This is a genomic window from Actinacidiphila acididurans (assembly GCF_016918855.1).
GTDB classification, from domain to species: Bacteria; Actinomycetota; Actinomycetes; order Streptomycetales; family Streptomycetaceae; genus Actinacidiphila; species Actinacidiphila acididurans.
Window position 1 is genome coordinate 60,171 of record NZ_JADKYB010000029.1, and the last position, 26,086, is coordinate 86,256.

Annotated in this window: 26 protein-coding genes and 2 pseudogenes; 17 read left to right on the top strand and 11 right to left on the bottom strand. The window is 72.9% G+C overall.

The annotated features are described in order from the left end of the window. The first annotated feature begins 11 nt into the window (after nucleotides 1-11). The 5 genes from ITX44_RS36075 to ITX44_RS36095 all read left to right on the top strand — a co-directional run bounded on the left by ITX44_RS36075 (nucleotide 12) and on the right by ITX44_RS36095 (nucleotide 2,792). Complete coding sequence (locus ITX44_RS36075; protein WP_205363412.1) at nucleotides 12-269, top strand: acyl carrier protein; 258 nt, start codon at nucleotides 12-14, stop codon at nucleotides 267-269. A 2-nt stretch (nucleotides 270-271) separates the two neighbouring features. Then, nucleotides 272-742, top strand: a complete 471-nt coding sequence (locus ITX44_RS36080) for an SRPBCC family protein (RefSeq protein ID WP_205363476.1) — start codon at nucleotides 272-274, stop codon at nucleotides 740-742. A 97-nt stretch (nucleotides 743-839) separates the two neighbouring features. Then, nucleotides 840-1,169: a TcmI family type II polyketide cyclase gene (locus tag ITX44_RS36085; RefSeq protein WP_205363414.1), complete on the top strand. Its 330-nt coding sequence runs from the start codon at nucleotides 840-842 to the stop codon at nucleotides 1,167-1,169. A 199-nt stretch (nucleotides 1,170-1,368) separates the two neighbouring features. After that, on the top strand, nucleotides 1,369-1,944 hold the full coding sequence (locus ITX44_RS36090) for a hypothetical protein (RefSeq protein ID WP_205363416.1): 576 nt from the start codon (nucleotides 1,369-1,371) through the stop codon (nucleotides 1,942-1,944). Between the two features lie 146 nt (nucleotides 1,945-2,090). Beyond that, nucleotides 2,091-2,792: a class F sortase gene (locus tag ITX44_RS36095; protein ID WP_205363418.1), complete on the top strand. Its 702-nt coding sequence runs from the start codon at nucleotides 2,091-2,093 to the stop codon at nucleotides 2,790-2,792. A gap of 100 nt (nucleotides 2,793-2,892) precedes the next feature. Here ITX44_RS36095 and ITX44_RS36100 read toward each other — a convergent pair whose 3' ends face one another. The 3 genes from ITX44_RS36100 to ITX44_RS36110 form a co-directional block, all read right to left on the bottom strand. Then, nucleotides 2,893-3,951 (bottom strand): methyltransferase, encoded by a 1,059-nt coding sequence (locus tag ITX44_RS36100; protein ID WP_236062320.1) that lies wholly within the window; start codon nucleotides 3,949-3,951, stop codon nucleotides 2,893-2,895. Between the two features lie 65 nt (nucleotides 3,952-4,016). Next, a complete protein-coding gene (locus ITX44_RS36105) occupies nucleotides 4,017-5,096 on the bottom strand; it encodes a right-handed parallel beta-helix repeat-containing protein (RefSeq protein ID WP_205363419.1) in 1,080 nt (359 codons plus the stop codon). 373 nt (nucleotides 5,097-5,469) lie between these two features. Continuing rightward, the gene (locus ITX44_RS36110) at nucleotides 5,470-6,102 is read right to left on the bottom strand and encodes an SGNH/GDSL hydrolase family protein (protein ID WP_205363422.1); all 633 of its coding nucleotides are present in this window, start codon (nucleotides 6,100-6,102) and stop codon (nucleotides 5,470-5,472) included. A 358-nt stretch (nucleotides 6,103-6,460) separates the two neighbouring features. Between ITX44_RS36110 and ITX44_RS36115 the strand changes: the two genes are divergently transcribed. Then, nucleotides 6,461-7,510: an acyltransferase domain-containing protein gene (locus tag ITX44_RS36115; protein ID WP_236062305.1), complete on the top strand. Its 1,050-nt coding sequence runs from the start codon at nucleotides 6,461-6,463 to the stop codon at nucleotides 7,508-7,510. 52 nt (nucleotides 7,511-7,562) lie between these two features. Here ITX44_RS36115 and ITX44_RS36120 read toward each other — a convergent pair whose 3' ends face one another. Next, nucleotides 7,563-8,858: a YhgE/Pip domain-containing protein gene (locus ITX44_RS36120; RefSeq protein ID WP_307795647.1), complete on the bottom strand. Its 1,296-nt coding sequence runs from the start codon at nucleotides 8,856-8,858 to the stop codon at nucleotides 7,563-7,565. A gap of 213 nt (nucleotides 8,859-9,071) precedes the next feature. Between ITX44_RS36120 and ITX44_RS36125 the strand changes: the two genes are divergently transcribed. Both ITX44_RS36125 and ITX44_RS36130 read left to right on the top strand, forming a co-directional pair. Beyond that, a complete protein-coding gene (locus tag ITX44_RS36125) occupies nucleotides 9,072-9,395 on the top strand; it encodes an L-rhamnose mutarotase (protein ID WP_205363423.1) in 324 nt (107 codons plus the stop codon). Nucleotides 9,396-9,490: 95 nt separating this feature from the next. Next, a pseudogene (locus ITX44_RS36130) lies at nucleotides 9,491-10,366 on the top strand (aminoglycoside phosphotransferase family protein); the annotation flags it as partial. A gap of 315 nt (nucleotides 10,367-10,681) precedes the next feature. On the opposite strand, the gene ITX44_RS36135 reads toward ITX44_RS36130, so the two are convergent. Next, nucleotides 10,682-11,089, bottom strand: a complete 408-nt coding sequence (locus ITX44_RS36135; RefSeq protein WP_205363426.1) for a rodlin — start codon at nucleotides 11,087-11,089, stop codon at nucleotides 10,682-10,684. A gap of 317 nt (nucleotides 11,090-11,406) precedes the next feature. Between ITX44_RS36135 and ITX44_RS36140 the strand changes: the two genes are divergently transcribed. Then, a complete protein-coding gene (locus tag ITX44_RS36140) occupies nucleotides 11,407-12,582 on the top strand; it encodes a PP2C family protein-serine/threonine phosphatase (protein ID WP_236062322.1) in 1,176 nt (391 codons plus the stop codon). A 74-nt stretch (nucleotides 12,583-12,656) separates the two neighbouring features. Here ITX44_RS36140 and ITX44_RS42880 read toward each other — a convergent pair. Then, nucleotides 12,657-12,917, bottom strand: a pseudogene (locus tag ITX44_RS42880) (winged helix-turn-helix transcriptional regulator); the annotation flags it as partial. Between the two features lie 17 nt (nucleotides 12,918-12,934). Further along, nucleotides 12,935-13,528 carry an NADPH-dependent FMN reductase gene (locus tag ITX44_RS36150; RefSeq protein WP_205363427.1) on the bottom strand — a complete coding sequence of 198 codons (594 nt, stop codon included), beginning with the start codon at nucleotides 13,526-13,528 and terminating at the stop codon, nucleotides 12,935-12,937. A gap of 433 nt (nucleotides 13,529-13,961) precedes the next feature. Here ITX44_RS36150 and ITX44_RS36155 point away from each other — a divergent pair, with 433 nt between their 5' ends. The 4 genes from ITX44_RS36155 to ITX44_RS36170 all read left to right on the top strand — a co-directional run bounded on the left by ITX44_RS36155 (nucleotide 13,962) and on the right by ITX44_RS36170 (nucleotide 17,184). Further along, nucleotides 13,962-14,792, top strand: coding sequence for a YhjD/YihY/BrkB family envelope integrity protein (locus ITX44_RS36155; RefSeq protein WP_307795648.1), 831 nt, complete (start codon nucleotides 13,962-13,964; stop codon nucleotides 14,790-14,792). A gap of 78 nt (nucleotides 14,793-14,870) precedes the next feature. Then, nucleotides 14,871-15,116 (top strand): DUF8825 domain-containing protein, encoded by a 246-nt coding sequence (locus ITX44_RS36160; protein ID WP_205363429.1) that lies wholly within the window; start codon nucleotides 14,871-14,873, stop codon nucleotides 15,114-15,116. Between the two features lie 505 nt (nucleotides 15,117-15,621). Beyond that, complete coding sequence (locus tag ITX44_RS36165; RefSeq protein WP_205363430.1) at nucleotides 15,622-16,818, top strand: RNA-guided endonuclease InsQ/TnpB family protein; 1,197 nt, start codon at nucleotides 15,622-15,624, stop codon at nucleotides 16,816-16,818. 129 nt (nucleotides 16,819-16,947) lie between these two features. After that, nucleotides 16,948-17,184 (top strand): hypothetical protein, encoded by a 237-nt coding sequence (locus tag ITX44_RS36170; RefSeq protein WP_205363431.1) that lies wholly within the window; start codon nucleotides 16,948-16,950, stop codon nucleotides 17,182-17,184. Nucleotides 17,185-17,249: 65 nt separating this feature from the next. Here the strand turns inward: ITX44_RS36170 and ITX44_RS36175 are convergent, their stop codons facing one another. Further along, nucleotides 17,250-17,951: a hemerythrin domain-containing protein gene (locus ITX44_RS36175; RefSeq protein WP_205363432.1), complete on the bottom strand. Its 702-nt coding sequence runs from the start codon at nucleotides 17,949-17,951 to the stop codon at nucleotides 17,250-17,252. Nucleotides 17,952-18,104: 153 nt separating this feature from the next. Here ITX44_RS36175 and ITX44_RS36180 point away from each other — a divergent pair, with 153 nt between their 5' ends. The 3 genes from ITX44_RS36180 (at nucleotide 18,105) to ITX44_RS36190 (ending at nucleotide 21,242) form a co-directional block, all read left to right on the top strand. Further along, the gene (locus ITX44_RS36180) at nucleotides 18,105-18,722 is read left to right on the top strand and encodes a TetR/AcrR family transcriptional regulator (RefSeq protein WP_205363434.1); all 618 of its coding nucleotides are present in this window, start codon (nucleotides 18,105-18,107) and stop codon (nucleotides 18,720-18,722) included. 520 nt (nucleotides 18,723-19,242) lie between these two features. Next, entirely contained in the window at nucleotides 19,243-20,241 is a 999-nt protein-coding gene (locus ITX44_RS36185; protein ID WP_205363436.1) for an LmeA family phospholipid-binding protein, read from the top strand. A 185-nt stretch (nucleotides 20,242-20,426) separates the two neighbouring features. Continuing rightward, entirely contained in the window at nucleotides 20,427-21,242 is an 816-nt protein-coding gene (locus ITX44_RS36190) for an SAM-dependent methyltransferase (protein ID WP_205363438.1), read from the top strand. A gap of 73 nt (nucleotides 21,243-21,315) precedes the next feature. On the opposite strand, the gene ITX44_RS36195 is transcribed toward ITX44_RS36190, so the two are convergent. Next, complete coding sequence (locus ITX44_RS36195) at nucleotides 21,316-22,161, bottom strand: helix-turn-helix domain-containing protein (RefSeq protein ID WP_236062307.1); 846 nt, start codon at nucleotides 22,159-22,161, stop codon at nucleotides 21,316-21,318. A gap of 337 nt (nucleotides 22,162-22,498) precedes the next feature. Continuing rightward, complete coding sequence (locus tag ITX44_RS36200) at nucleotides 22,499-22,735, bottom strand: DUF397 domain-containing protein (RefSeq protein WP_205363442.1); 237 nt, start codon at nucleotides 22,733-22,735, stop codon at nucleotides 22,499-22,501. Between the two features lie 246 nt (nucleotides 22,736-22,981). Between ITX44_RS36200 and ITX44_RS36205 the strand changes: the two genes are divergently transcribed. After that, nucleotides 22,982-23,575, top strand: coding sequence for an ATP-binding protein (locus ITX44_RS36205; RefSeq protein WP_205363444.1), 594 nt, complete (start codon nucleotides 22,982-22,984; stop codon nucleotides 23,573-23,575). A gap of 150 nt (nucleotides 23,576-23,725) precedes the next feature. Here the strand turns inward: ITX44_RS36205 and ITX44_RS36210 are convergent, their stop codons facing one another. Next, the gene (locus ITX44_RS36210; protein WP_205363446.1) at nucleotides 23,726-25,924 is read right to left on the bottom strand and encodes an alpha-galactosidase; all 2,199 of its coding nucleotides are present in this window, start codon (nucleotides 25,922-25,924) and stop codon (nucleotides 23,726-23,728) included. Nucleotides 25,925-26,086 lie beyond the last annotated feature (162 nt).

Genomic DNA, 26,086 nt, shown 5'->3' on the forward strand with positions numbered 1-26,086 from the left:
CAAGGAGCCATATGGACACGCAACTGACCTACGCGGAGCTGGCCTCGATGATGGAGCGGCGTGCCGGAGTGTCCGTCGAACCGCTGCAGCTCGAACTCCGGTCGGCCGAGCGGTTCACCGAGTTCGGCCTCGACTCCCTCGGCCTGCTGGGCATCGTGGGCGCGCTGGAGAACGAGTACGGCGCGAGCATCCCGGCCGACGCCGACGCCTGCAAGACCCCGGCCGAACTCCTCACCGTTGTCAACGACGTGCTGAAGGCGAGGGCGTGACCATGTCCGGACACACCGAGAACGAGATCATCATCAAGGCGCCGCTCGACCTGGTCTGGGACATGACCAACGACCTGGAGAACTGGCCGCAGCTGTTCAGCGAGTACGCGTCCGTGGAGATCCTGGGCCGGGACGGCGGCAAGACCCGCTTCCGGCTGACCATGCACCCGGACGAGAACGGCACGGTCTGGTCGTGGGTCTCGGAGCGCGAGCCCGTCAAGGCCACCAGGACGGTGACCGCGCGCCGGGTGGAGACCGGCCCGTTCGAGTTCATGGAGATCTTCTGGGCGTACGAGGAGGTCCGCGGCGGCACCCGGATGCGCTGGGTGCAGGACTTCGCGATGAAACCGGAGGCGCCGGTGGACGACGCGGGGATGACCGAGCGGATCAACGCCAACTCGAAGATCCAGCTCGAGCTGATCCGGGACAAGGTCGAGCAGCGCGCCAGCGAACAGCTCCCCGTCGCCGGCTGACCGGGACCGGGCACGCGGACGTCGCCGCGTGCCCGGCCGTACCTGCCCGTCCGGCCCCCCGATCCCTCGCACCCGACCCTCGAAAGGACCCGTCACCGTGCACCGCGCCTTGATCGTCGCCCGTATGAAGCCCGGCTCCGCGCAGGGCATCGCCGACCTGTTCGCCGCCTCCGACCAGGGCGAGCTGCCGCACCTCATCGGGGTGCGCGGCCGCAGCCTGTTCCAGTTCGGCGACGTGTACCTGCACCTGATCGAGGCCGACCGGCCGCCCGGCCCGGCCGTCGCGCAATACGCCGCGCACCCGGCGTTCAAGGACATCAGCGAACGGCTGCAGGTGCACGTGGCGGCATACGACCCGGCCACCTGGAAGTCCCCGAAGGACGCCATGGCCACCGAGTTCTACCGGTGGGAGCGGCTGCCGGCCTGACCCGCGCGGCCCCGCGGGCAGGGCCGCGCGCCTCCATCGGGCGGACCCCGCCACCCTAAGAGCCCACAGCGTCACTCTCTTGCCGGGCTCTCCGGTGGCAGGGCCGCCGCGGGTGACGGAACGTGAAGGAGCCGTCACTGCGATACCCGCGGCCGACATTCCGTCAGCCGGCGCATGTCACGGCGGAAGGAACGTATCGATGCGCACTGCCCGCACGCTCTTCGCCGGAGCCGCGATCTCCGCAGTTCTGGCTCTCGCCGCCCCGGCCGCACACGCGACCGGCGCCGTGAACGCGTACGACCCGAGCGCCCACGGCAACGGCTCCTCCTCGTCGCCGTCCGCCGCCGGCTCCTCGGGTGACAACTCGTCGGCCTTCGGTTCCTCGAGCGACTCCAGCAGCGACCCCAGCGCCGGCTCGGGCGCGAGCAGCAACTCCGGCTCGGGCTCCGCTGCGAACAGCGACTCGGGCTCCGGCGCGAGCAGCGCCTCCGGCTCCGGCTCGAGCAGCGCCTCCGACCCCAGCTCGAGCTCCGGCTCGGGCAGCGGCTCGTGGTCCGGCGGCGACCACGGGAAGCAGGACGAGCACGGGAAGAAGCACGAGGAGGACCACGGCGAGCACGGCCGCAAGCCGCACGGCGGCCCGCACACCGGTGGCGGCGCCATGGCGATGTCCGGCGGCGGCATGGCCGCCGGCTCGGTGCTGCTGCTCGGCGGCCTGGGCGCCGGCGCGATGGTGCTGCGCCGCCGCCGGACCGTCTCCGGCATCGCCGCCTGACGACCGGCCACGGGCCGGCTGCACCCTCCCGTACCTGTCGTGGGCCCCGGCGCACCCCGCGCCGGTGGCCACGGCGGTTCCGCCGCTGTCCCCGCGACAGGCCGTGACACCCCGCGCATCCGCGAGCCGACGAAAGGCATCGCCCCATGGACAAGCACCCCCACGCGGCGCAGGCCGGCGCCCCGGGTTCCGATGTGCGCACCTCCTCCACGCTGCGCTGGGCGGTCGCCGCGGCGCTGCTCGGCGCCCTGCTGATCTACAACTCGGCCGAGGGCAAGGGCAGCAGCGCGCTGCCCCCGCCGCCTCCGCAGTTCGCCGAGCAGGCCGCCGTGCCGACTGTCACCCCGCGCTCCGCGCCGACCGGGCCGCTCGCCCCGGCGCTGCCCCGCTCGGTGCCGACCAAGCTGTCGATCCCGGCCATCGGGGTCAACGCGCCCTTCATGGACCTGCACCTGGACCCCTCCGGCAAGCTGGACGTGCCGCCGGAGAACAACACGAACCTGGTCGGCTGGTACGCCGACGGGCCCACCCCCGGCGAGCGCGGCAACGCGCTCGTGGACGGCCACGTGGACACCACCAAGGGCCCCGCGGTGTTCCTGTTCCTGCGGCTGCTCAAGCCGGGCAGCACCGCCGACATCACCCGCGCCGACGGCACGGTGGCCACCTTCCGGGTGGACTCGGTGGAGACCTTCGCCAAGGACAACTTCCCCGACGACCGGGTCTACGGCGACACCCAGGACGCCGAACTGCGCCTGATCACCTGCGGCGGCACCTACGACCGCGGCAAGCACGACTACAACAGCAATGTGGTGGTCTTCGCGCACCTGGAGTCCTCGCGCAAGGCGTGACCGTCCGGGTCCGTTCCGGGCCCGTTCGGCTCCGCACGCGCCCGGGCCCCCGCGCCGTGTCGGCGCGGGGGCCCGGACGTGCGTCCTGCGCGTTGTGGATCTACGGCACCGTCGCGTGGAAGCCGTGCAGGTAGGGGTTGACCGGCCGGATGTCACCGACCGTCAGGCCCGCGTCGGTCATCCGGGCGGCCAGGCCGTCGGCGGTGTGCTTGTGCCCGCCGACGTTCAGGAGCAGCAGCAGGTCCATGGCAGTGGTGAAGCGCATGGACTCGCTGTCGTCCACCAGGTTCTCGATGACCAGCACCCGGGCGCCGGACCGCCCGGCGGCCACGACGTTGTCGAGGGTGCGGCGGGTGCTGTCGTCGTCCCATTCGAGGATGTTCTTGATGATGTAGAGGTCCGCGTCCACCGGGATCTTCCGCCGGCAGTCGCCGGGGAGCAGGCGGGCGCGGTCGGCCAGGGCGCCGCCGCGACGCAGCCGCGGGTCGGCGCCCTCGACCACCTGGGGCAGGTCGAGCAGCGTGCCGGTCAGCCCGGGGTGCTTCTCCAGCAGGGCGGCCAGCACATGGCCCTGGCCGCCGCCGATGTCGGCCACCGACGTCACGCCGGTCAGGTCGAGGTGCTCGGCGATGTCCCGCGCCGACTGCATGCTGGAGCGGGTCATCGCCTTGTCGAACACCTCGGCCGACTCGGGCGCGTCGGCGTGCAGCCACTCGAAGAAGCCCTTGCCGTGCAGACCGGTGAACACCTCCTGGCCGGTCCTGACCGCCTGATCGAGGTTCGGCCAGACCTCCCACGTCCACGGCTCGGTGCACCACAGGGCGATGTGCCGCAGGCTGGCGGCAGCGTCGTCGCGCAGCAACCGGGACATCTCGGTGTGGACGTACCGGCCGTCACCGGTCTCGGCGAAGATGCCGTACGTGGTGAGGGCGCGCAGCAGCCGGCGCAGTGGTCCGGCCTGCGCGCCCACCGCCGCGGCGAGTTCCTCCGCGGTGGCCGGCTCCTCGCCGAGCGCGTCGGCGACGCCGAGCCGGGCCGCGGCGCGCACCGCGCCCGCCCGGGCGGCGCCGAACACGATCTCCCGCAGCTCCATGGAGGGTGTGGTCTGCTGCGGCTGGGCGGGCGGCGGCGCCGAGGACGGCGCGGCCGGCTGGGTCATGGTCATGGGCGGCCTTTCTCGGGTCGGGTCAGGGGTGGTCGTCGGCCGTGCCGCGGGGTCCGCGGTCAGCAGCGTCCGGCCGGCTCCGAGACCTTGCAGGTGTTGCCGGTGAAGGTGTTGCCCGAGCCGGTGGTGTCGCGGTCGGCGACGTCCGCGGGCCCGTTGCCGGACAGGGTGTTGCCGCTCACCTGGTCGCGCTGGTTGGTCGCGCCCACGGTGCTCGGGTAGAGGACGACGCCACCGGACATCGGGGAGGTGCCGACGTTGTCGCTGACCTGGTTGCCGGTGACACGGGTGTCCTCGGCGCCGGTCAGCAGGATGCCGACACCCTGGATGAACGGCATGCGGGTGGTGGCCGCGCAGTACTTGTTGTTGGCCGTGACGGTGTTGTTCTTGACGTCGATGTCGCCGGCCTTGGGGCTGTTCTCGTCGCCGACCACGAAGACGCCGCCGCAGTTGCCCGTGACCTGGTTGTTCTGCACCTGCAGCGTCCGGACGCGGCGTACGGTGACGCCGATGCGGTTGCCGGTCAGCGTGTTGCCGGAGACCACCGTGCCCTGCGTGTCGAGGGCGCCGCCCTCCTCGCTGATCGCGTTCGCCACGATGACGCCGGACTGGGCGTTGTTGACGATCCGGTTGTCGGCGAGCACCGCGCGGGTCGACTTCTCCTGGCTGATGCCCTCCTGGCCGTTGCCGCTGACCACGGTGTGCCGCACCGCCATCCGGTCGGTCCCGGAGGCGTTGATGCCGTCCTTGGTGAAGCCCTGCACGGTCAGGGATTCGATGTGCACGTCCCGTACGGCGCGGCCGGCCGTGCCGGTGACGCAGATGCCGTGGCCGGCGGCGGCGCAGGCGTTGGCCTTTACGGCGGCCTTGGCACCGGCGGGCTGGAGGGTGACCAGCCCGGCGCCCGCGCCACGCAGCGTCAGCTGCTTCGTGATCTGCACGCTCTCGTGGTACGCGCCCGGCATCACGTACACCGTGTCACCCGCGTGGGCCGCGTTCACGGCTCGCTGGATGGACTGGCCGGCCCGCACCACGTGCACGCCCATGGCCGCGTGCGCGGCCGGCGCGGTGGCGAACCCGGCGCCCAGCGCCGCGACCGTCATGACCCCTGCGAGATACTTCCCCTGTCGTACGGGCATTGCCCATTCCTGCCTTCCTGTGACCCGGTCGGAGCGGAAGGCGCTGCGCGACCGGTCGAGTCGATTACCGCGCGGCTCCGTGCGACGCCCCGTCAGGTGGAGCGGCGTTGCCCGCGCGACTCGAAGCTATGGTCGGCCCGGGGCACCCGCCATTCCTGCTCGGTCATCCGGGGGCCGCCATCCGGGTGGAGCGCGGGTCGCCTTACGGCGGGCGGGCGCAGGGGCGGGGGTGCTTGTTTGTGTCGATCGGCAAGCGGTGGGCGGGAGTTGGGGAGGGTGTGCGGGCGTCTCGGGCGGCATGCGGGGATGACCGCCACGGCGGACACGGACGCCTCGCGGCGAGCCTCACCGGGAAGGGGCCCGGCGTGAAGTATCAGGCGAGCGTGACCAGGGCGGTCCATGCCTCGGCGAGCACCTGGTGGCCCAGGGCCGTGGGGTGGATGCCGTCGAAGGCGATCAGTTCCGGGGCGCCGGCCGTACGCGCCGCCTGGTTCATCAGGCCGTCCGCCGCGAGGAGCTGCGCGCCGAACTCCGCGGCGAGGCGCCGCACCACCTGGATCCGCGGGTCCAGGTCCGCCCGCCAGGACCACTGCTCCTCGGTGACCGGCACCAGGAACGGTTCGACCAGCACGATGCGCGCCGTTGTCTCGTCGCGCAGCCTCGCCAGCATGTGGCGGTAGTCCTTCTCGTACGCCTCGGCCGTCGTCACCAGGCCGGAGTCGTAGCGGCGCCAGGTGTCGTTGACGCCGATCATGATCGAGACCAGGTCGGGGCGCAGCGCGACGGCGTCCGAGTCCCAGCGGGCGCGCAGGTCGGCCACGCGGTGGCCGTTGACGCCGCGGTTGAGGACGGTCGGGTGGGCGTCCGGGTGCGCGGCGCGCAGCAGTTCGGTGACCGCTCGTACGTATCCGATGCCCAGGCCTTCGGGGTCGGCCAGGCGCTCGCCGTCGGTGACGCTGTCGCCCTGGAACAGCAGGGTGGAGCGGGCGGGGAGGATGAGCGTCATTCTGGCTCCATCGCGGTTCGGCTCGGCTCGGTTGTCGGGGGCCTGGCGTCTGGCGTTCCGGGGTCGGGACCTCCGGGGCAGGAGTCCGAAATCGTATATTTACGGGCCTGGCGGCCCACAAATATACGGCAGCATTTCGGACCCCTGCCCCTGCGGCCCCTCCCGCTCGTCGGAGGGCAACCGGTCCTTGTGCGGTGCGTTGTCCTGATGGGCGACCGGTGCGTGTGCGGTGCGTTGTCGCCGTACGGTCCGTGGGGGGTGCGCTTGCAGGGTGCGGTCCGTGGGCAGTCCGCACCCGGCCTGCGCCGGTCCGTGTGCGGTACGTGGGCTGCCGGTCCGTGGGCGTTAGGTTGAGGGTATGGAGAGCCTTCGCCCGTCGTCGGACGATGCCGGCCTGCTGGCGGCCGGGCCCACCGCGCAGGTGCTGCTTGCGGATCCCGGGACGGCCGGGTGGGTTCGGGAGCTGATGGCCGCGGAGCTGCCGCGCGCCGATGTACGGCTGCCGCACGGGGAGGCTCTGGCGGAGGTGCTGCTCGATCTTGCCGTCGCGCATGAGGACATCAATCCGGTCGTGGGCGCACGTGAGCAGCTGGGCGCCGATCCGGTGCTGGCCGAGTTGCTGGAGCGCTGTGTCCGGACCTTCGTCCGGGACATGGGGGTGGTCGGCGGGGGGCCGCAGCTCGGTCCGCGGCTGCCCGCGCTGCCGTCCGGCACCGGGCCGGCGGGGCACTGGTTCGCGCTGCTGGTGTTCGCCGCGACCGTCCGGCATACGCTCGCCTTTCATCTGCGGCGCGGCATCCCCGCTGAGGTCTCCCGCCGTACCTTCGCGGATGTGGGGCGGCAGTGCGCCGTGCACTACCGGCGCCACGGCACGCCGGGCATCGTCAATACGAGCTGGCTCACTCGGCACTTTCGGGGCGTCCTTTATCACTTGGGCCGGCTGCAGTACGAGCGGACGCGGCTGGGCGGGCGCACCGGGCGCGCCGTGGCCGAGGCCGGTGGGCCCGCAGGACCGGGCGACCTGTCGCTGAATGTCCACATCCCCGACTTCTCCGGTCCGCTGACGCCGGTGGCCTGCGACGAATCGGTGGAGCGCGCCCGGGCCTTCTTCGCCCGCCACTTCTCCGACGGTCCCCACACCGTGGCCACCTGCCACTCGTGGCTGCTCGACCCGCAGCTCGCCGAGCGCCTGCCGGCCGGCTCGAACATCGTCCGGTTTCAGCGCCGTTTCCGGCTCCTGCCGGTCGGCGAGGCCCCCGACGACGACGCGCCGCTGCGTTTCGTGTTCGGCACCTCCGACCGGCCGCTCTCGGATCTCCCGCGGGTCACTGCCCTCCAGCGGGCGGTGACCGACCACCTCATGTCCGGCGGGCACTGGTACGGGGGGACCGGCTGGTTCGCGCTCTGACCGCTCCGGGCGGGGGGTCCGTGGCGCCGCCGCAGTGGCCACGGCTGTCGGGTCATGAGGGACGGGTCAGGTCGTCGGGGTGGATGCGGTGCAGGCCGCGGCGGTCGTAGAAGTGGGCGACGCCGAAGCCCAGGAGGAGGGAGATGACCAGGCCGATGGCGAGCAGCAGCCAGGCGCGGGCGAGGCCGGCGTCGGCGCGGGCGTCGAAGTACATGATGGCGCGGACGCCGCCGGTGATCTGGCGCAGGGGTTCGAACAGGGCGAGGCCGCGGTAGAAGCCGGGGACCGCTTGGAGGGGGATGGTGGCGCCGGCCGACGGGATGGCGAGGGCCACGAAGAAGAGCATGTTGACGATCTGTCCGAGGCTGCCGAAGATCGCCACGACGGCTTGGGCGCCCAGGCCGACCACCGCGCTGGCGCAGGTGGTGAAGACCCACAGCTGGAACAGGTGCGGCAGGTCGAGGCGGACGATGGCGGCGGTGGCGAGCAGGACCACGCTGGAGGTGATCAGCGACAGCGCCACCGACATCACCATTTTGACCACCAGGGTCTGGGTGCGGCTGATGGGCACGGTGCGCCGCATCCGCCGCAGCGGCCCGAGTTCGCTGGGGGCGTAGCCGAGGGCGCCGTCCACTCCGCTGCTGACGATGTTGGCGCCGATGAAGCCGGTGAGGACCACCAGCAGGCTGTAGTAGAAGGCGGTCAGCCCGAGTCCGGTGCGGGCGCCGATGGGGTGGCCGGGGGCGGTCACCGAGGTCACGGGGTCGGCGAGCAGCATGTGCTGGGTGGTGGTCGGCCGGGCGCCGGTGGCGGCGAGCCGCGCCGTCAGCTGGGCGCCGAGCCGACGGGAGCCGGCCCGTAGTGCCTGCTGTTCGGCGGTGGAGGCAAGCGAGGAGGCGAGGCTGCCGGCGCCGGGGTTGGTGAGGAGGGTGACGTACGGCTGCCGGGCGGGCGCGGTGCCGCCGGGCGGGGCGACGATCGCGGTCAGGGAGGCGGTGAACCCGGGCGGGACGACGATCGCGCCGTACACCCGGCCGGAGTCGAAACGGTCCTTGGCGGCGGCCGGGGTGAGCAGCTTCCAGGAGACGCGGTGGTGCGGGTCTGGGGCGGTGGCGATGCCGTCCACGAACTGCCCGCCGGCCGGCCCGGTGTCCTGGTCGACCAGGGCGATCGGCAGGTTGCGCACCGAGCCCTGCGGGTCGGCGATGCCGCCGGAGTAGATCAGGGCGAGCACGAAGGACAGCAGGGTGACCAGCACCGAGGGGACCACCCACACCGGCCAGGTGCCGAGGACCTGCCGTGCGGTCGCCATGGGCGGTACGTGCGGCGGCTGCTCGTCGTTCGCCACGGGTGACCCTTCTGCTCGTGCGGCCCGGTCTGCTCCCCCGCCGGGTGCCGGCGGCGCTTGTGCTCCCGCCGTTGACGTGTATCCGGTACGGCGGCGCGCCCCCCATCGGCTGGGCCGTACGGGTGGCGGACGGGTCCGGGGCTGCCGGTACCCTGACCGGCGAGCGCCCGGCCCCGGAGCCCGCGCGACCGCTCCGACCAGGAGGAACGAACCGTGCAGCGTCACGCCGCGATCATCCGGCTGCGGCCGGAGAAGGAAGCCGAATACCGTGCCCTGCACGCCGCCGCGTGGCCGGGTGTGCTGGAGACGCTCAAGCGCGCCAACATCGGCAACTACTCGATCTTCCTGCGGGACGGACTCCTGTTCAGTTACCTGGAGTACTACGGCGAGGACTACGCCGCCGACACCGCGCGGATCGGGGAGGACCCGGTGACCCGCGAGTGGTGGGCGCTGACCGATCCCTGCCAGCAGCCGGTGGACTCCGCGGCGGAGGGCGAGTGGTGGGCGCCGCTGGAGGAGGTCTTCCACCTGGACTGACCCCGGACGCCGGGCCGGTGCCGGGCCCGCGGGTACGCCGCTTCGGCGCGGTAATTGCGTTGCGGGCCGCGCCGCGCCCGGCCGATCATCGCGGGATGACCGCCACCCCCGCCGACGGCCGGGCCGGGATCGACGCCGCCCTGGTCGCCCGCTTGATCGCGGCCCAGTTCCCGCAGTGGAGCGGCCTGCCCGTACGGCCGGTCGAGGTGGACGGCTGGGACAACCGGACCTACCGGCTCGGCGAGCGGATGACCGTACGGCTGCCGACCGCCGCCGGATACGTGCCCGCGGTCGCCAAGGAGCACCACTGGCTGCCCCGGCTCGCGCCCCGGCTGCCGGTCGCCGTGCCGCCGGTGCTGGCGATGGGCGCCCCGGGCGAGGGGTATCCGTTTCCGTGGTCGGTGCGCGGCTGGCTGCCCGGGACGACCGCGGACCCGGCCGAACTCGCCGACCGGCCCGGATTCGCCCTGGCGGTAGCCGGGTTCGTCACCGCGCTGCGGGGCTGCGACGCCACCGGCGGGCCGCTCGCCGGTGAGCACTCCTGGTACCGCGGCACGTCGCCGGCGCACTACGACGAGCAGACCCGGCGCTGCCTGGACCTGCTGTCCGGTGAGGTGGACACCGCGAAGGCCGCGGCAGTGTGGGAGGCCGCGCTCGCCACGGGCTGGGACCGGCCACCGGTGTGGTTCCACGGCGACATCGCGGCAGGGAACCTGCTGGTCGACGGCGACCGGCTGACCGCCGTCATCGACTTCGGCACCAGCGGCGTCGGGGATCCGGCGTGCGACCTGGTGATCGCCTGGACCATGCTGTCCGGCCGGGCCCGGGAGGTGTTCCGCGAGGCGGTCGGCCTTGACGCCGGCACCTGGGCGCGGGCCCGCGGCTGGGCACTGTGGAAGGCCATGCTGGTGCTGACGGAAGCCCTGGCCGGGTCCCGGGAGGAGTCCGGGTCGGGGTCCACGGTCGAGGCCGCGGCCGGGATCGCGGCAGGGTCCCGGGCCGAGTCCGCAGCCGAGTCCACTCCCCGGGCCGCCGCAGCGTCCCCGGCCGATTCCGGGTCGGGGTCCCTGGCTGATTCCGGGTCGGAGTCCGCTGCCGGGTCTCCCGCCGCCGAGCCGTCGCGGGCCGCGGAGAACCGGCGGGTCATCGCCGAAGTCCTGGCCGACCACGACCTGTTCGGCTGATCCGGCCCGGCGCCGTACCGTGCCCAGGTCCTGAGACGGGCCGGGACCAGACGCGGGCCGGGCCCCAGCCGGGATGCGGCGGGGGCCCGGCCGGTGGAGCCGTCAGCCGTTGCCGGTGCCGTTGGCCGACAGGACCGGGATGTCGTCGAGCACGTGGGAGGCCGGCTCGTCGCCCTTGAGCTGGCTGGAGTTGTCGGCGCACTGCTGGGTCTGCGGCGAGGACAGCACGTTGACGTCCTGGGCCGTGACCGGCAGCAGGAGGCCGACCAGCGAACCGACGTTCGCCTTCGCCGGCACGCCGGCGCACAGCTTGTTGAGCGACCCTTGCACCAGGCCGACCTGCGGGCTGAGCTGCCCGCCGGTGACCGTGTTGCCGTACTCCTGCGTCGCGAGGTTGCCGTTGACCGTGGTGGAACCGTGGTCGTCACCGAGCGCGGACGCGCTTCCGGCGCCTGCGGCGACCACTGTCGCGGCCAGTCCGCATGCCGCCAGAACCTTACGGGTACGCATATCTCTCCCATCACTGATGAAACTTGCGAAAGCGGGAGCAAACTACCGCGCGGTCACACGGATGCCACGCGTTCACCCGATCGTCGGCGGGCCGCCTCGCGACAAGGTGACGGAAAGTAAGGTGTCCTCCATCAGGCGCACGGATCAGCGCCCGGTCCGGGACCGCACGGCCCGGGGGGAGCCGGGGGAAGGGAGAGGGCACCTTGGCGCGACTGGCCCGGGACGGGCGCCGTCCCCGTACTCCCCCGGACCCGGCCGGCTCCGGCGCGCCGGTGAGCCGCCGCCCGCTGCCGCTGACGGTGCTGCCGTACGCGGTGATGGCCGTGGTCGCAGTGGTGGACGGCCTGGTCGGGCCGAGTGTCGGTCTGCTGCCGCTGGTGGCGCTCGGGCCGGCGTTCGCCGGGCTGGTGGGGCCCTGGGGGCGCACGGTGGTGATCGGCGTGCTGTCGCTGGCCATCGTGTGCGGACTCGGGGTGGTGGACGGGCTGTTCGCCGAGCGCCGCGGGTTCGCCGCGATCGGCGCGGTCATCGGGGTCACGGTGGCGGGCGTGATCGCGGCGGTGACCCGGCAGCGGCGCGAGGCGGAGCTGGCCAACGTCCGGTCGATCGCCGAGGTCGCCCAGCGGGTGCTGCTGCGCCCGGTGCCGCTGATCGCCGGTCCGCTGCGGGTGGCGGTGTCGTACACCTCGGCGGTGGCCGAGGCACGGATCGGCGGCGACCTGTACGAGGTGGTGCCGTCGCCGGCCGGAGTTCGGGTGATCATCGGCGACGTACAGGGCAAGGGCCTGGACGCGGTGGAGACGGCGGCGGTCGTGGTGGGCGCCTTCCGGGAGGCCGCGTTCGACGAGAAGACCCTGGAGGGGGTGGGCGAGCGGGTGCGGCGGGCCGCGGACCGGGCGCTGGGCGGCGAGAAGTTCGTCACCGCGCTGATGGCCGAGATCAGCCCGCTGCACGGCACCACCCTGCTCAACTTCGGGCATCCCTCGCCGCTCGTGCTGGGCCCGGACGGGCAGGTGTCCTTCCCCGAACCGCCGCAGTTCGCGGTGCCGCTGGGGCTGGGGATGCGGGAGGACGACACCCCGGTGCCGTTCGCGGTGGACTTCCGGCCCGGCGACCAGATGCTGCTCTACACCGACGGGGTCACCGAGGCCCGCGACCCGGCCGGCGCCTTCTATCCGCTGGGCCTGCGCGCCTACCTGCTGCGCGAGCCCGATCCCCAGCAGGCCCTGGAGATACTGCGCGAGGACCTGATCCGGCACTCGCAGGGGCCGCTGCACGACGACGCGGCGATGCTGCTGCTGCGTTACCGCGAACCGGCGCCGGAGGGGGAACCCGGCGCGGCGCCGGAAGCCGACACCTCGGACACCTCCGGCGCCTCCGACGCCTCTGCCGCGGACACCGACACCGAAACCGACACAGATGCGGGCGCCTCGCCGGCCGGCGACGAAGGGGAGGCGGCCGGACCGGCCGCCGGCGCCAGGTCCGGGTCCTGACCGGTCGGAGCCAGCGGGATCCAGCGGTGCGCCCAGTCGGTCACGGCCGCCAGGACCGGTTCGAGTTCCCGCCCCATCGGCGTGAGGTGGTATTCCGCGGGCGCCTGGCCCGTGCCGCGGCGCTCCACCAGCCCCTCGGCCTCCAGGGTGCGCAGCCGCTGCGCGAGCATGGTGTCGCTGAGCCCGGGCACGGCCTCGCGGATGCGGCCGAAGCGGTGGTGGCCGGTGAAGACGGCGCGCAGGATGGCGCCGGTCCAGCGGCCGCCGATGAGTTCGATGGCGGCATGGAACCGCTCGCACACCCGGTGGACCTCCACCGCGGCCGACTCCGCCACCTGGGTCCTCGCCTCCGCTACTCGCTCTTGACCGATTCTGCCAGAGCCGGGCGCAGCGGACGCAGTACGGCCTCGATGCGGACGAGTTCGTCCAGCATGGCCTTGGCCGAGGAGGTGAGCACCTCGTTGGGCACCACCTGCGCCTCGTCGTCGAGGAACTGCTGGACGAAGGGAATGGAGACGGCCTCCAGCACCGGCGTCATCTTCAGGGCGCCGAGGACCTGCTTGATCATCTGTACGGCGCGGGTGCCGGCCGAGACCCCGCCGTAGCTGACCAGGCCGACCGGCTTGTACTGCCACTCGTAGTGCAGGAAGTCGAGGGCGTTCTTCAGCGGCGCGGTGAAGCCGTGGTTGTACTCGGGCATCACGAACACGAAGGCGTCCGCGGCGCCGGCCCGGGCGCTCCACTCGATGGTGTGGCGGTGGGTGTAGCGGCCGAGCCGGGGGTGGTTGGGCTCGTCCATGAACGGCAGGCCGACCTCGGCCAGGTCGATGAGGTCGATCTCGTCGAAGCCCGAGTGCGTGCGGGCCTCGGCCTCGATCCACTGGGCCACGGGCAGTCCGACCCGGCCGGGCCTGGTGCTCGCCACGATGATCCCCAGCTTCGGCATGGTGCGTCTCCGTTTTCGTGTACGGGGCCCGGGCCGGCCGCCGGACGGCGGCGACAGCCGTGAACGGGCAGGGCTGACAGCGCGGCTGAGGCGGTGACAGGTCATGGTCACCGACACCGCGCCGGGCGCTAAGAATAACTGAGTCCGCAGGCCGGGCAAGCCGTGGCCGCCGGCAACCCGGACCACGACCGCCGCGCCACCCGGGGCCGGACACACCGTAAAGTCGGGCAATTCATCGCATAATGCTGTGACCGGGATGCGGTGGCCCCGGCGCCGGCCCGGCGGAGCGCTGGAGGTGGACGTGCCGACCCCCAGCCCTGACGACCGGCGGCGCACGCCACGCCGGGACCGACGGGACCGACGGGACCGACCGGGCCGGCGGGATCCACGGGGACGGCGGGCGGACCGGGGCGTCCGGCGGCTGTCGAGGGCCGTGGCCGACCGGGCCCGGCAGGGGTGGGCGGCGACCGAGCGGCGCTTCCCGGTCGTCACCGACGTGACGGCCCGGCTGGTCTCGGCCAACCTGCTGGAGTCCGGCACCCGACTGGCGGCCCAGGTGTTCCTCACCGCGGTGCCGCTGCTGTTCGTCGTGGCGGCCTTCGCGCCGCAGTCCGTACGGAACCAGCTGCTGAGCTCCGCGCGGGACGTGTTCGGGCTGACCGGCGCCTCCGAACAGCAGTTGCGCGAGGTGTACGGGGCCGGCGGCGGCGAGCTGGAGCAGACCACCGGCGCGGTGGGCCTGGTGGTGGCCCTGCTGTCGGCGACGGCCACCAGCCGGGCGATGGCCCGGATCTGCGAGCGGGCGTGGCACCTGCCGCGGACGCCGGCCCGGCTGGCGGTGTGGCGGTGGTTCGCCTGGCTGGCGAGCTGGCTGGTCATCCTGCTGCTCCAGGGGCCGCTGCGCACGGGGTTCGGCCTGGGGCCGACGCTCGGCACCGTACTGACCTTCGTCACGGACGTGTGCCTGTGGTGGTGGACGCAGTGGCTGCTGCTCGGCCGCCGGGCACAGGGGCGCCGCCTGCTGCCCGGCGCGCTGCTGACCGCCGCGGCGATGACCGCGCTGTCGGCGACGGCCCGGCTCTACCTGCCGACCGCGCTCAACCGGAGCCTGGCGATGTACGGCTCGCTGGGCTCGGTCGTCACGCTCCAGTCCTGGCTCATCGCGGGGTGCGTAGTGCTCGCCGTCGCCCTCACCACGGGCGCGGTGCTGGCGGGCGTCCTGCCGCCGGTCCGGCTGCCGCGTCGTCGTCACCGCACCGACTGAATCCCTCGTTATCCCTCGCTCGAGTGAACCCCGACCCTGATATCGCACATCCGTTCGAACGTATGCCAGAATCTCGGCATGCCCCACGCCTTTCCCGACGACCTCATCCAGGCCCAGCGCGACTGGTACACCACCTACCGCCGGCTCGCCACGGCCGGCGGCGCCCCCGCCCAGACCACGGTGCTGCGCCGGCGCCTGGTCCGGCTCTCGGTGCGGATCACCGCCCACCCGTTCTGGACCACCCTGCCCGGCACGGCCCCGGCGGCCCGAATGGAGCTGAAGGAGATGACGTGGACCGAGGCAGCCGAGGCGGAGGACCGCTGAGCCCGGCGGGCGAGTGACCCCGGCGGCCCGCACGCCGCGTGCCGGGCGACCACACCGATCACACTCACACCGCAGGTCATGCCGTGTCCCACCTGAGTGAGAGCGCTCTCCAAGACGCTTGACACCCGACCTGGCGCGGCATCAGGGCACGTCTCCGAGAGAGCGCTCTCACCGAGGCCGCAGCCGCAGACGGCCGGTGACTGAGCGCAGAAAGTGGGTCGTTACCCGATGTCCTTCCGGGCCGCAGACACCGATTCGTCCGAGCCGCGCCACAGACAGCCGCCGCTCAGCCGCCGTTCCTTCGTGACCGCAGCCGCTCTGGCCACCGCGGGAGCGGCCGCGACCGCCGCGCCCGTGGCGGCCGCCGGCCCGACCGGGGCCGCCGCGTCACCGGCCGAGCCGGACTTCGGCCCGAACGTCACCGTGTTCGACCCGAGGTGGGCCGAGAGCCAGTCAGCAGCCGGACCGCTCAGCGCTCACCAAATAGTGCGATACCGTGTGAGTCGTGATCACTCACGTGAAGCGGGCGTTCAAGTTCCGCTTCTATCCGACGGATGCGCAGGCAGCTGAGCTGTCGCGCACGTTCGGGTGTGTGCGGAAGGTCTACAACCTGGCGCTCGCGGCGCGCACGGAGGCGTGGACGCTGCGGCAGGAGCGGGTCAACTACAACGCCACGTCGGCGATGCTGACCGGGTGGAAGAAGACCGAGGAACTCGCCTACCTGGGCGACGTGTCCTCCGTTCCGCTCCAGCAGGCCCTGCGCCACCTCCAGACGGCGTTCGCCAACTTCTTCGCCAAGCGGGCCAAGTACCCCCGCTTCAAGTCGAAGAAGACCTCGCGGAAATCGGCGGAGTACACCACGTCCGCGTTCCGGTTCCGGGACGGCAAGCTGGCCTTGGCCAAGATGGCCGAGCCGTTGGACATCGTGTGGTCCCGTCGCCTACCCGAGGGCGCGTCGCCGTCCACGGTGACCGTCTCGCAGGACGCGGCCGGACGCTGGTACGTGTCCCTGCTGTGCGAGGACCCGTCCATCACACCGCTCCCGGCCACGAACACGGCCGTCGGTGTGGATGCCGGACTGGACCACCTGCTGACCCTCTCCACCGGGGAGAAGATCACCAATCCCCGGCACGAGCGGCGCGACCGCACCCGCCTGGCCAAGGCGCAGCGGGAACTGTCCCGCAAGGCCAAGGGCGACGGCTCCAACCGGGCCAAGGCCCGCAGGAAGGTCGCCCGCATCCACGCCCGCATCGCCGACCGCAGGCGCGACCATCTGCACAAGCTCACCACTCGGCTCGTTCGTGACAACCAAACGATCGTGATCGAGGACCTGACCGTCCGGAACCTGCTGAAGAACAGCCGGCTCGCCCGCGCCATCTCCGACGCATCGTGGAGCGAGTTCCGGAGCATGCTGGAATACAAGGCCGCCTGGTACGGCCGCGAAGTGATCGCGGTCGACCGCTGGTTCCCCTCCTCCAAACTCTGCTCCACCTGCGGCAGACTGCAGGACAGGATGCCCCTCAACGTCCGCACCTGGACGTGCGACTGCGGCGCGACCCATGACCGGGACGTGAACGCGGCGAAGAACCTTCGGGCGGCCGGGCTGGCCGTGTCTGTCTGTGGAGCCGGTGTAAGACCTCAACGGAGCACTCCGGGCGGGCAGTCGACGACGAAGCAGAAACCCCTACAGCGCAAGCCGTAGGAACCCCCCACCTTCGGGCGGGGGGACGAAGTCAAGTTCCAGAACGAACTGCCGTACGACCCGCCCAACCAGGCCGCGTACACCCACCACGGCGTCAACGGCTGGGCGGCGTACAAGGTGGGCGACCGGGTGCGTCACCACGAGGGCTGGGGCCTGGGCAGTTACTGCTTCTTCAACGTGGACCCGACGATCCACAACGCGCACAGCTTCGAGGTGCCGGACCGGCCGGAGGTGCGCTTCCACGACCTGCTGACCGTCTCGCTCAACGGGGCCGGCGTCATCGACAACGTGATCAACGACTTCGGCGGACCGGCGCAGGGCACCGACACCGTACCGGTGGACGTGGTGAGTTACCCGGCGTCCTGACGGCTCGCCGGACGGACCGGGCCGCCGCGTCCGAGGGGGATGCGGCGGCTCCGGCATGTGCGGGTCTACGACGCGAGGAGCGCGGCCAGGTTGCGGCGGTAGCGGCCGAGCAGCAGCGGGCGGGCCCAGCGCACGGGTGCGGGGAAGTGGGCGGTCATCCGGGCGGCGCCGGGCACCGGTTCCGGGTCGGCCATCAGCCCGAGCACCAGGTGGGGGCCACTGCGCGGCGCGCCGGCCACGACGGCCCTGCGGAGCCGGACGACATCGGGGTCGGGCACCTGGGGGAAGAGTTCCTTCAGCACGGGCTCCTCGGCGCCGAGGTGGTTGCCGAGGATGTCGCGGACCTCCTGCGCGGCGGGGTTGCCGGCCACGGCCGCGTGGCCGACGACCAGGACCGGGTTGCCCGGGTTGCCGCGGCCTCCGCCGGCCGCGGCGATCGCGTCGGTGGCCGCGGTGAGGGCGTCGAGTTCGGCGTCCAGGGCCTCGTGCTCCTTGGTGAGCCGGTCGAGGTCGGCGACGGCGTCCGGGAAGCGCTCGCGCAGCACCGGCCAGAGCAGGTCGTCCTCGCTGCTGTGGTGGTGATGGACGAAGGCGACCAGCCAGCGGGTGGTGGCGGCCAGCGCGGTCGGGTCCACCGGATCGCCGGCCGCGAGCCGCTCGTAGGCGTCCGCGACCAGGTCGCAGCCGCGGCGCATGATCCCGTGCACGGCGAGGAGTTCTTCGTAGAGGCCGGCGCCCTCGGAGGACGCCGGGGACAGGGCGGACATGCGTACTGCCTCGCTTCGTGGGGATGGAGTGGTGCCTGCGGCCGGGGGTTCGGCCGTTCGGGTGCAGCCTGACATTAAGGTGAGGCTTTGTGCAATGAAATCAGGCTACTGCATTGAATGCCGCGTCGGAGATAGGCAGGATAGACTGCCGGAATGTCCCAGACGCGCGCCTATCACTCGCCCCGCCGGACCCGGGCGGCCGCCGCGACCCGGCGCGACATCGTCGAGGCGGCCCGCCGGCTGTTCCTGGACCGGGGATACGCCCAGGTCACGGTGGCCGACATCGCCCAGGCGGCGGGCACGGCGGTCAAGACGGTCTACGCCAGCGCGGGCGGCAAGGCCGAGATCCTGCGGGAGATCGTGGGTGCGGGGGTCGCCGGGTCGGACGCGGAGGAGACGCTCCGGCGGGTGCGGGCCTGCCCGGACGGCGCGTCGGCCCTGGCCGAACTCGCCCGGGGCACGCGCCGGGGCAACGAGGAGCACCGGGAGGCGGTGAGCGTGCTGTACTCCGCGCTGCCGGTGCACGAGAGCGCGGAGGCGCTGTGGGCGCAGGCCACCACCGGCTACCGGGAGGCGCTCGGCGAAGTCGCCAATCACCTCGCGGCCACCGGCGCGCTGCGCCCGGATCTCGACGCCGCCCGCTGCGCGGACCTGCTGTGGCTGTGTTTCGGCTTCGGTGCGTGGCGCACCCTGGTCGCCGAGTGCGGCTGGGACTGGGACGCGGCCGAGCGGGAGTTGACGCGGATGGCGACGGGGATGCTGCTGCCCTGACCCGTGGCGGTCGGCCATTCCGTACGCCGGGTCCTGCGCCCGGTGGTACGGCCGCCCGTACGATTCCGGGCGCGCATCGGATCCGCACCCGTGGCAGGACCATGTCCAGGCGGCGCGGGAACCACCTATTGGCCCGGCCCATCAGGAACATGGCGGCCGGGGCCAGGATCAGCCGGACCACGGTGGCGTCCCGGACCACCCTGACGGCCAGGTCCCGCCGGTCAGGAAGGCGGTGGGGTGGCAGGCGGCAAAGGCGGCGCAGCGGTGCCACTGGTCGCTCTGCCCCGCGTTCTCCGCCACGGGCCGGCGCCGGACCCGTACCCGGTCGATGTACCGGCCGGCGGCGGCTCCCGGCCGGCACCGGGGACCGATCCGCCGGGCCCCGGCGCCGGCTCGGGGGACGAAGGCACACCGCCTCCACCATCAGTGACAAAAGTGACGAAATGTCACATGACTTTGCCTCCCGCCAGGTGTCCGGGCCGCCAATGGACGTTTGCGACAGGGTGACTACGCTGTCGTCGTGGCTGATCAGCACGGCACCGAAGCACCGATACGGACCCGCGGCACGCTCCGGGAGAGCGCGGCGCGGATTCTCCGCGTGGGCGGCGGCGCCGACCCGGCGTCAGGCGCGCGGGGACTCGTGGCCCGGGTGGCCGCGCTGCGCGGTGCCGGGGCCCGGCCGGGCGGCGCGGACGACAGTGCCGGCGCGCCGGAAACCGCCGACGGGGGCGGAGACGGGAGCGGCGTCGCGGACGAAGGCGGACCCGCGGGCCGGCCGGGGCGTCCTCGGCGGCGCGGGCGCAGGGTCGCGCTGATCGCCGGCGGGACGGCGGCGGTGCTGGCCGGGCTGAGCGCGACGGCCGACGTGACGCTCGAACACGTGGCGCGGCACCGGATCGCACAGGCCGCGACCTGCAAACTGCGGCCCACCGGCCCGGTCTCGGCCGGGCTGGACGGCACCTTCGCCGGGCTGCGGCTGATCACCGGCGAGGTCGGCACGGTAAAGATCAGTGCCGGGGACGTACGCCGCGACGGCATCGGCATGTCGGTGGCCGCCGAACTGCACGACGTGACCACCAAGGGCGCCACCAGCGGCGGCTGGGCCCGGGCCACCATCGGCTACGGGCAGCTGCGCACACACCTGGGCAGCGCGGCGGCAGGGCTGGCGCCGGGCCCGGACGGCTCGGGCGGACTGGTGCTGACCGGCACCTTCGCCGGGATCCCGCTGCCCGTCACCGTCCGCACCAGGCTCACCACCGACGCCGGCACCCTGACCGTCACCCCTGTGGTGCTGTCCTTCTTCGGCCAGGACATCCCGCTCGGCAGGGCGGCGACCGCCCCCAACGCCACCGCCCTGGCCCGCAAGCTGGCCCCCCGCACGGTCTCCCTGCCCGCCCTCCCCCACGGCGTGTCCCTGACCGGCGCCAAGGCCACCGACGAGGGCCTGGTCCTGTCCCTCACCCTGGCCCGCAGCGACGGCTCCAGCCACTCCTACACGTCCGGCGCCTGCGGCCACTGAGGCCGCGGCGGGACGACCTGACGTACCGTCACACATGCCGTCACACATACCCGTCGCGGACCGCAGCCGGGACGTGACGAGGAGTGGGGCCCGGTATCGACCCGGCGATCAACGCTCCCTAGGATGGCAGCACTTCCGCGGCAGTTGCGGGGGTGTGCACGGTCGAGACGCCACGAGGGGCCCGGATGACGAACGGGAAAACACCGCTGACGGACAGGATCGACGTGACGGTGCCCAGCGTGGCCCGCATGTACGACTACCTGCTGGACGGGAAGGACAACTACCCGGCCGACCGGGAGGCCACCGAGCAATTACTGCAGGCCGTCCCCAGCATGAAGGTCCTGGCGCTGAACAACCGGCAGTTCCTGCGCCGGGTGGTGCGGGTGCTCGCCGAGGACTACGGCGTCAAGCAGTTCGTCGACCACGGCTCCGGCCTGCCGACGCAGGACAACGTGCACGAGGTGGCGCAGCGCGTGCACCCGGACGCCCGCGTGGTCTACACGGACAACGACCCGATCGTGCTGGCGCACGGGCGGGCGCTGCTGGAGCAGAACGAGAACACCGCGGTGTTGCAGGCCGACTTCCGCGACACCGAGACCATATGGAACAGCGCCGAGGTCCGGCGGCTGATCAACCCGGACGAGCCGGTGGCCGCGCTGTTCGTCTCGGTGCTGCACTGCATCAAGGACTCCGACGACCCCGCCGGGGTGATCCGCCGGGTCGCCGAGCGGCTGGCGCCCGGCAGCTTCCTGGTGGTGTGCCAACTGGTCAGCGAGGACGCCGAGACCCGGCGGTTCGTCACCGACTTCATGGACCGTTCCACCGGCGGCAATTGGGGCGAGGTGCGCCAGGAGGCCGATGTGCGGCGCTTCCTGGAGGGCACCGAGATCCTCGAGCCGGGCCTGGTCGAGGTCTCCACCTGGCGGCAGGACAGCGACCTCACCCTCACGCAGCCCAGCTTCGAGTGGATCGAGTACGGCGGGGTCGGCCGGCTGGTCTGACCGGTAGGTCATCCCGGGCCCGGGACCGGCACACAGCCCGGGCCCGGGCCCGTACCGCGATCCACACGCCCGGCTACGCGTAGCGCAGCAGCGCGTCCTCCAGCATCGCCCGGCTCGCGGCCGGGGTGGCGGAAAGCGCGCTCAACTCGTCCAGCGCGGCACGGTACTTGTCGAGGTCCTCCAGCCGGTCCAGGTAGACCGCGCTGGTCATGTGCTCCAGGTACACCACGTCGGGCAGGAAGCCCTGGGCGAACCGCAGGTAGGTGACCGGGGCGCCGGGGGTGGCCGCGGCGCTGGCCTCGTAGGAGGCGACCTGCAGCCGCACGCCCGGCTGGCGGAGCATGGTCAGTAAGTGGATCAGCTGGTCGCGCATCACGTCGCGGCCGCCGACCGGGCGGTGCAGCACGCCCTCGTCCACGATCGCCCACAGGACGGGGGCGCCCGGCTCCGCCATCCGGCGCTGGCGCTCCAGCCGCAGCTCCACCCGCCGGTCGATGTCCTGGTCCGGGGCGAGCCGGTGGCCGCTGCGGACCACGGCCCGGGCGTAGGCGGGGGTCTGGAGCAGTCCGGGCACGAACTGCGTCTCGTACGTGCGGATGATGTGGGCGTCCCGCTCCAGGCCGATCAACTGCTGGAGCCAGTCGGGGACGACCTCGCCGTAGGGGTGCCACCATTCCGGCAGGGCGGAGCGCTTGACGAGTTCCGCGATCTCGGTGCGCTCGGTCTCGGGCACGCCGTAGAGGCTGAGCAGTTCGTCCACGTCGCGCTGCTTGAGCGAGACGTGGGCGGTCTCCATGCGGCTGATCTTGGAGATGTGCGCCCGGATGTGGTGTCCGGCGGCCGCCGGGCTGATGCCGCGGCTCTCCCGCATTGCCCGCAAGTAGTGGCCGAGCACCCGGGCCAGGGCTTTGGTACCCATGTCCGGTCGGCGTTCGACCAGGTGTATGGGTGAGACGGGCTGTACGGATGCGGGCATGCGGGCTCCAAGGAAATACCGGACGCGCCAGTATTGCACCGCGGAGCCCGCCCCCACTTCCCAACAGGGGGTGTTATCGGCCGACTTCATCGGGTGAACCTGGTCGGCCCCACCTCCTCAACGGGCCGGACGGCCCGGGGGTCACGCCCCGATTTTCCGCCGGGGCCACGGGCCGCCGGGCTCGGCCCGGTCGGACCACGGCACGTGCACCGCGTGACGGTCCGGCCTGATCGGCCGGTGAAAAAACGGCTTGATCGATCGCTGCGCGCGGCCGCGACGATCAGTTCGTGAACGCGTCGAAGTCCCCGTCTTTGGCGCCGGTCACGAAGGCGATGATCTCCGCACGGGTGTAGACCAGGGCGGGACCCTGCGGGTGGCGGGAGTTGCGCACCGCGACGGAGCCGTCGGTGAGCTGGGCCAGCTCCACGCAATTGCCGCTCTGGTTGCTGCGGCCGCTCTTGATCCAGTGCGCTCCGGTGATCGAGTCGGCCGGTATCCCGTTCTCGAACTGCTGCACTTGGCATCACTCCTTCGTGGGCTTGTGGTCCCGCGAGCGTGGTTCCGGTTCGGAAACCACCATAGGTTCACTCGTACCAGACGGCGCACGTGCGGATGCAATTTCGAATGCAATTGCAGCGAAGATGCGCCAAGGAGCGCTACGCTCGGGGCCGTTGTACTGCCGTTGCCGATGTGACGGCAGGGGCGTGGCAGCACGCCTGGTGCGCCCGCTTTGCCCGGCAGGTTCGGAAAGGGATGACCCGTCATGACCGCCCAGTGGTCCGACACCGTGAGCGGCCCGCGGGCCCGGACCCCGGTGGCACCGGGCCCGGAGGTCGGCCCGCTCGACGTGTTCCTGCGCTCGGGGGCCGGCCAGTGGGGCCTGCCGCACGGCTCGGACGGCAGCGGCCTGGCCGCCCTGCGGTTCGACGCCGGCCCGGGCAGCGCCGCCCGCACCCGGCCCTTCCTGCGCCGCACCCTGGGCGCCTGGCACCTGCCGGACCTGGTGGAGGACGCGGCCCTGGTCACGGCCGAACTGGTGGCGAACGCCGTGACGCACGCGCTGCGCTCCCCGGCCGCGGCGCCCCGCCCCTGCCCGCACGGGACGGTCCCGCCGCCCGCCGCGTGGCTCGCGCTGCTGCGGCTGGACCGGGCGGTGGTGTGCGCGGTGGCCGACCCCAGCCCGGAGCTGCCGGTGCCGGCCGATCCGCAGCCCTTCGCCGAGTCCGGCCGCGGCCTGCGCATCGTGGCCGAACTCAGCGAATCCTGGGGCCACACGGCGCCGGTGCCAGGGGGCAAGACCGTGTGGGCCCGCCTGACCGGCCCCGATCCCACCTGGTCGGGGCCCCGCTCGCTCTGACGCTGCCCGCTCCGACCCCGCCCGCTCCGACCCCGCCGGTTCCGGCAGCCGTCAGCCCTGTCGGGCCCGCAGCCGTCGATTCACACGGGGCCGGCAGCCGTAAACCACCGAGCGCCCGGCAGCACCGGGCGCTCGTCAGGGACCGTCGGCTCAGTCCGCGCGCCGCACCTCCAGCAGCAGCGCCTGCTCCGGGTTGAGGTTGGGCAGCGGCACACCGGCGACGGCCAGCACCGATCCCGGCAGGGTGACCCAGTCCTCCAGCGCGGCGGTGAACCAGGCGGGGCCGCCGGTCTGGTTCAGGGACGGCAGGCCGAGGTCGGTCCGGACCCGGACCCGGTAGGGGGTGTCAGCGGCCAGCCCGGGCAGGCGGACCCGGCCGGACTGGCCCTCGGGGCTGGTGGCCACCCGCGCCCAGCAGTAGAGGGCGTGCGAGCCGTCGTGGCCGACGACGCCGTGCAGCAGATTCGCGTCGGTGCCGAGGTCGGCGCGCACCGTGCGGCCGCCGTGCAGCAGCGGGCGCAGCTCCCGGTAGAGCGCGGTCCAGGCGGTGAGGTGGGCCAGTTCCTCGGGCGCGCACCGGGTGAGGTCCTGCTCGATGCCGGCGTGGCCGAACAGGGCGGTGGTCAGCCGGAAGGTGTCGCTGCTGACCCGGGCGGTGGTGTGGCTGGTGGCGGGGCCGACGTGGGCGCCGATCAGCTCGGGCGGCAGCAGCTGAGCGGTCCAGCGCTGGATGGCCTGGCGCTCCACCGGGTCGTTGCAGTCCGAGGCCCACACCCGGTCGGTGCGGGACAGGATGCCCAGGTCCACCCGGCCGCCGCCGCTCGCGCAGCTCTCGATCTCCAGGCCGGGGTGGCGTTCCTTGAGCGTGTCGAGCAGCCGGTACAGGGCGGGCACCTGGGCGTGGCCGACCGGGCGGTCCCCGGGGCCGTGCACGGCCTCGTGCAGCTCGCGGTTGTGGTCCCACTTCAGGTACGCGATCTCGTACTTGTCGACCAGCGCGTCCAGCGCCTGGAGCAGGTAGTCCCACACGCCGGGGTTGGACAGGTCCAGCACGTGCTGGTGGCGGGCGGCAGGGCCGACGCCGGCCGCCGGGCCCAGCACCCAGTCGGGGTGCTCGCGGGCCAGGTCGGAGTCGAGGTTGACCATCTCGGGCTCGACCCACAGGCCGAACTCCATGCCGAGCGAGCGCACGTGGTCCACCAGCGGGGTCAGCCCCTCGGGCCACACCACCGGGTCGACCGTCCAGTCGCCGAGCCCCGCGTGGTCCGAGCGTCGCCCGCGGAACCAGCCGTCGTCCAGCACGAACCGCTCGACGCCGACCTCGGCCGCCCGTTCCGCCAGCCCCAGCAGCCGGTCGAGGTCGTGGTCGAAGTAGACCGCCTCCCAGCTGTTGAGGATCACCGGGCGCGGCCGCACCGGGTGCTGCGGGCGCGACCGGAGCAGGGTGTGGAAGCGGTCGGCGAGCCCGTCGAGGCCCTGGTCGGTCCAGGTGAAGTGGCACACCGGGGTGGTGTACGACTCCCCCGGCGCGAGCCGCACCTCGCCGGCCCGCAGCAGTTCCCCGCCGCCGAGGACCGCCGCGTGGGTGCCGGCGCCCTCCGGCAGTTGCTCGACCAGATATCGCTGGTCGCCGCTCCAGGCGATGTGCATGCCCCACAGCTCGCCGTGCCGGAAGCCGAAGCCGGGCACCCCGACCGTGACCAGATACGGCGAGTCCAGGCCGGGCTTGCCGCGGCGCACCTCGCGCGAGTAGGTGCCGAAGCCCAGCGGGCGCCGCTGCGGGGAGCGTTCCCGGCTCCACTTGCCGGTGAAGTCCAGGATCTCCGCGGCCCGGCGGGGCAGCGGCAGCAGCGTGGTGACCTGCGTGAGGTCGTACGGTTCCGGGCGCGCGTCGGCCCGCCGGTCCAGGCGGGTGCCGACGGACAGCACCCCGGAGGGCTCCATGGTGTAGGTGACGGTGACGTCGAGGCCGGCCGCGCTGTCGCCGAGGCGCAGGACGAGTTCGCCGCCCTGGTCGCCCGGGGTGGCCTGGGAGCCGCCGCGGACCTCGGTGCCGGTCAGGATCAGCCGCGGGGCGGCGGTGGTGCCCGCGATGTGGCCGTGGTGGGCGGGGGTGCCGGACCAGCCGTCGGCCTCGGTGGGCCAGACGGTGAACCGGCGCGGGATGTCGATGGAGTTGTTGAGGACCGCGGGCTCGCCGGTCAGGCCGAGTGCCGCGAGTCCGGCGTCGCCCAGGTCGCCGAGGTCCGCTCCCCAGTGGAGGACTCTGGGCACCGGCTCGCTGAGCTCCACCACGAGTGCGGTACCGGCCGCGCGCAAGGCCACGATCCGCGCGGTGCTGTCTGCCATAGGGAGGTCCCTTTCTGTTGTCCGGCTGGCCGGACGGGCCCGGTGGGGGCCGCGTCCGGCGCCGGGTCACCGGTTGCTGTCTGTCGTTCGGCTCTGGACGAGCCGCGTCGTTGCGGCTCGATCGCGTCCTTGACGGCGGCGCCGTTGCCGTTCGCCGGGGAC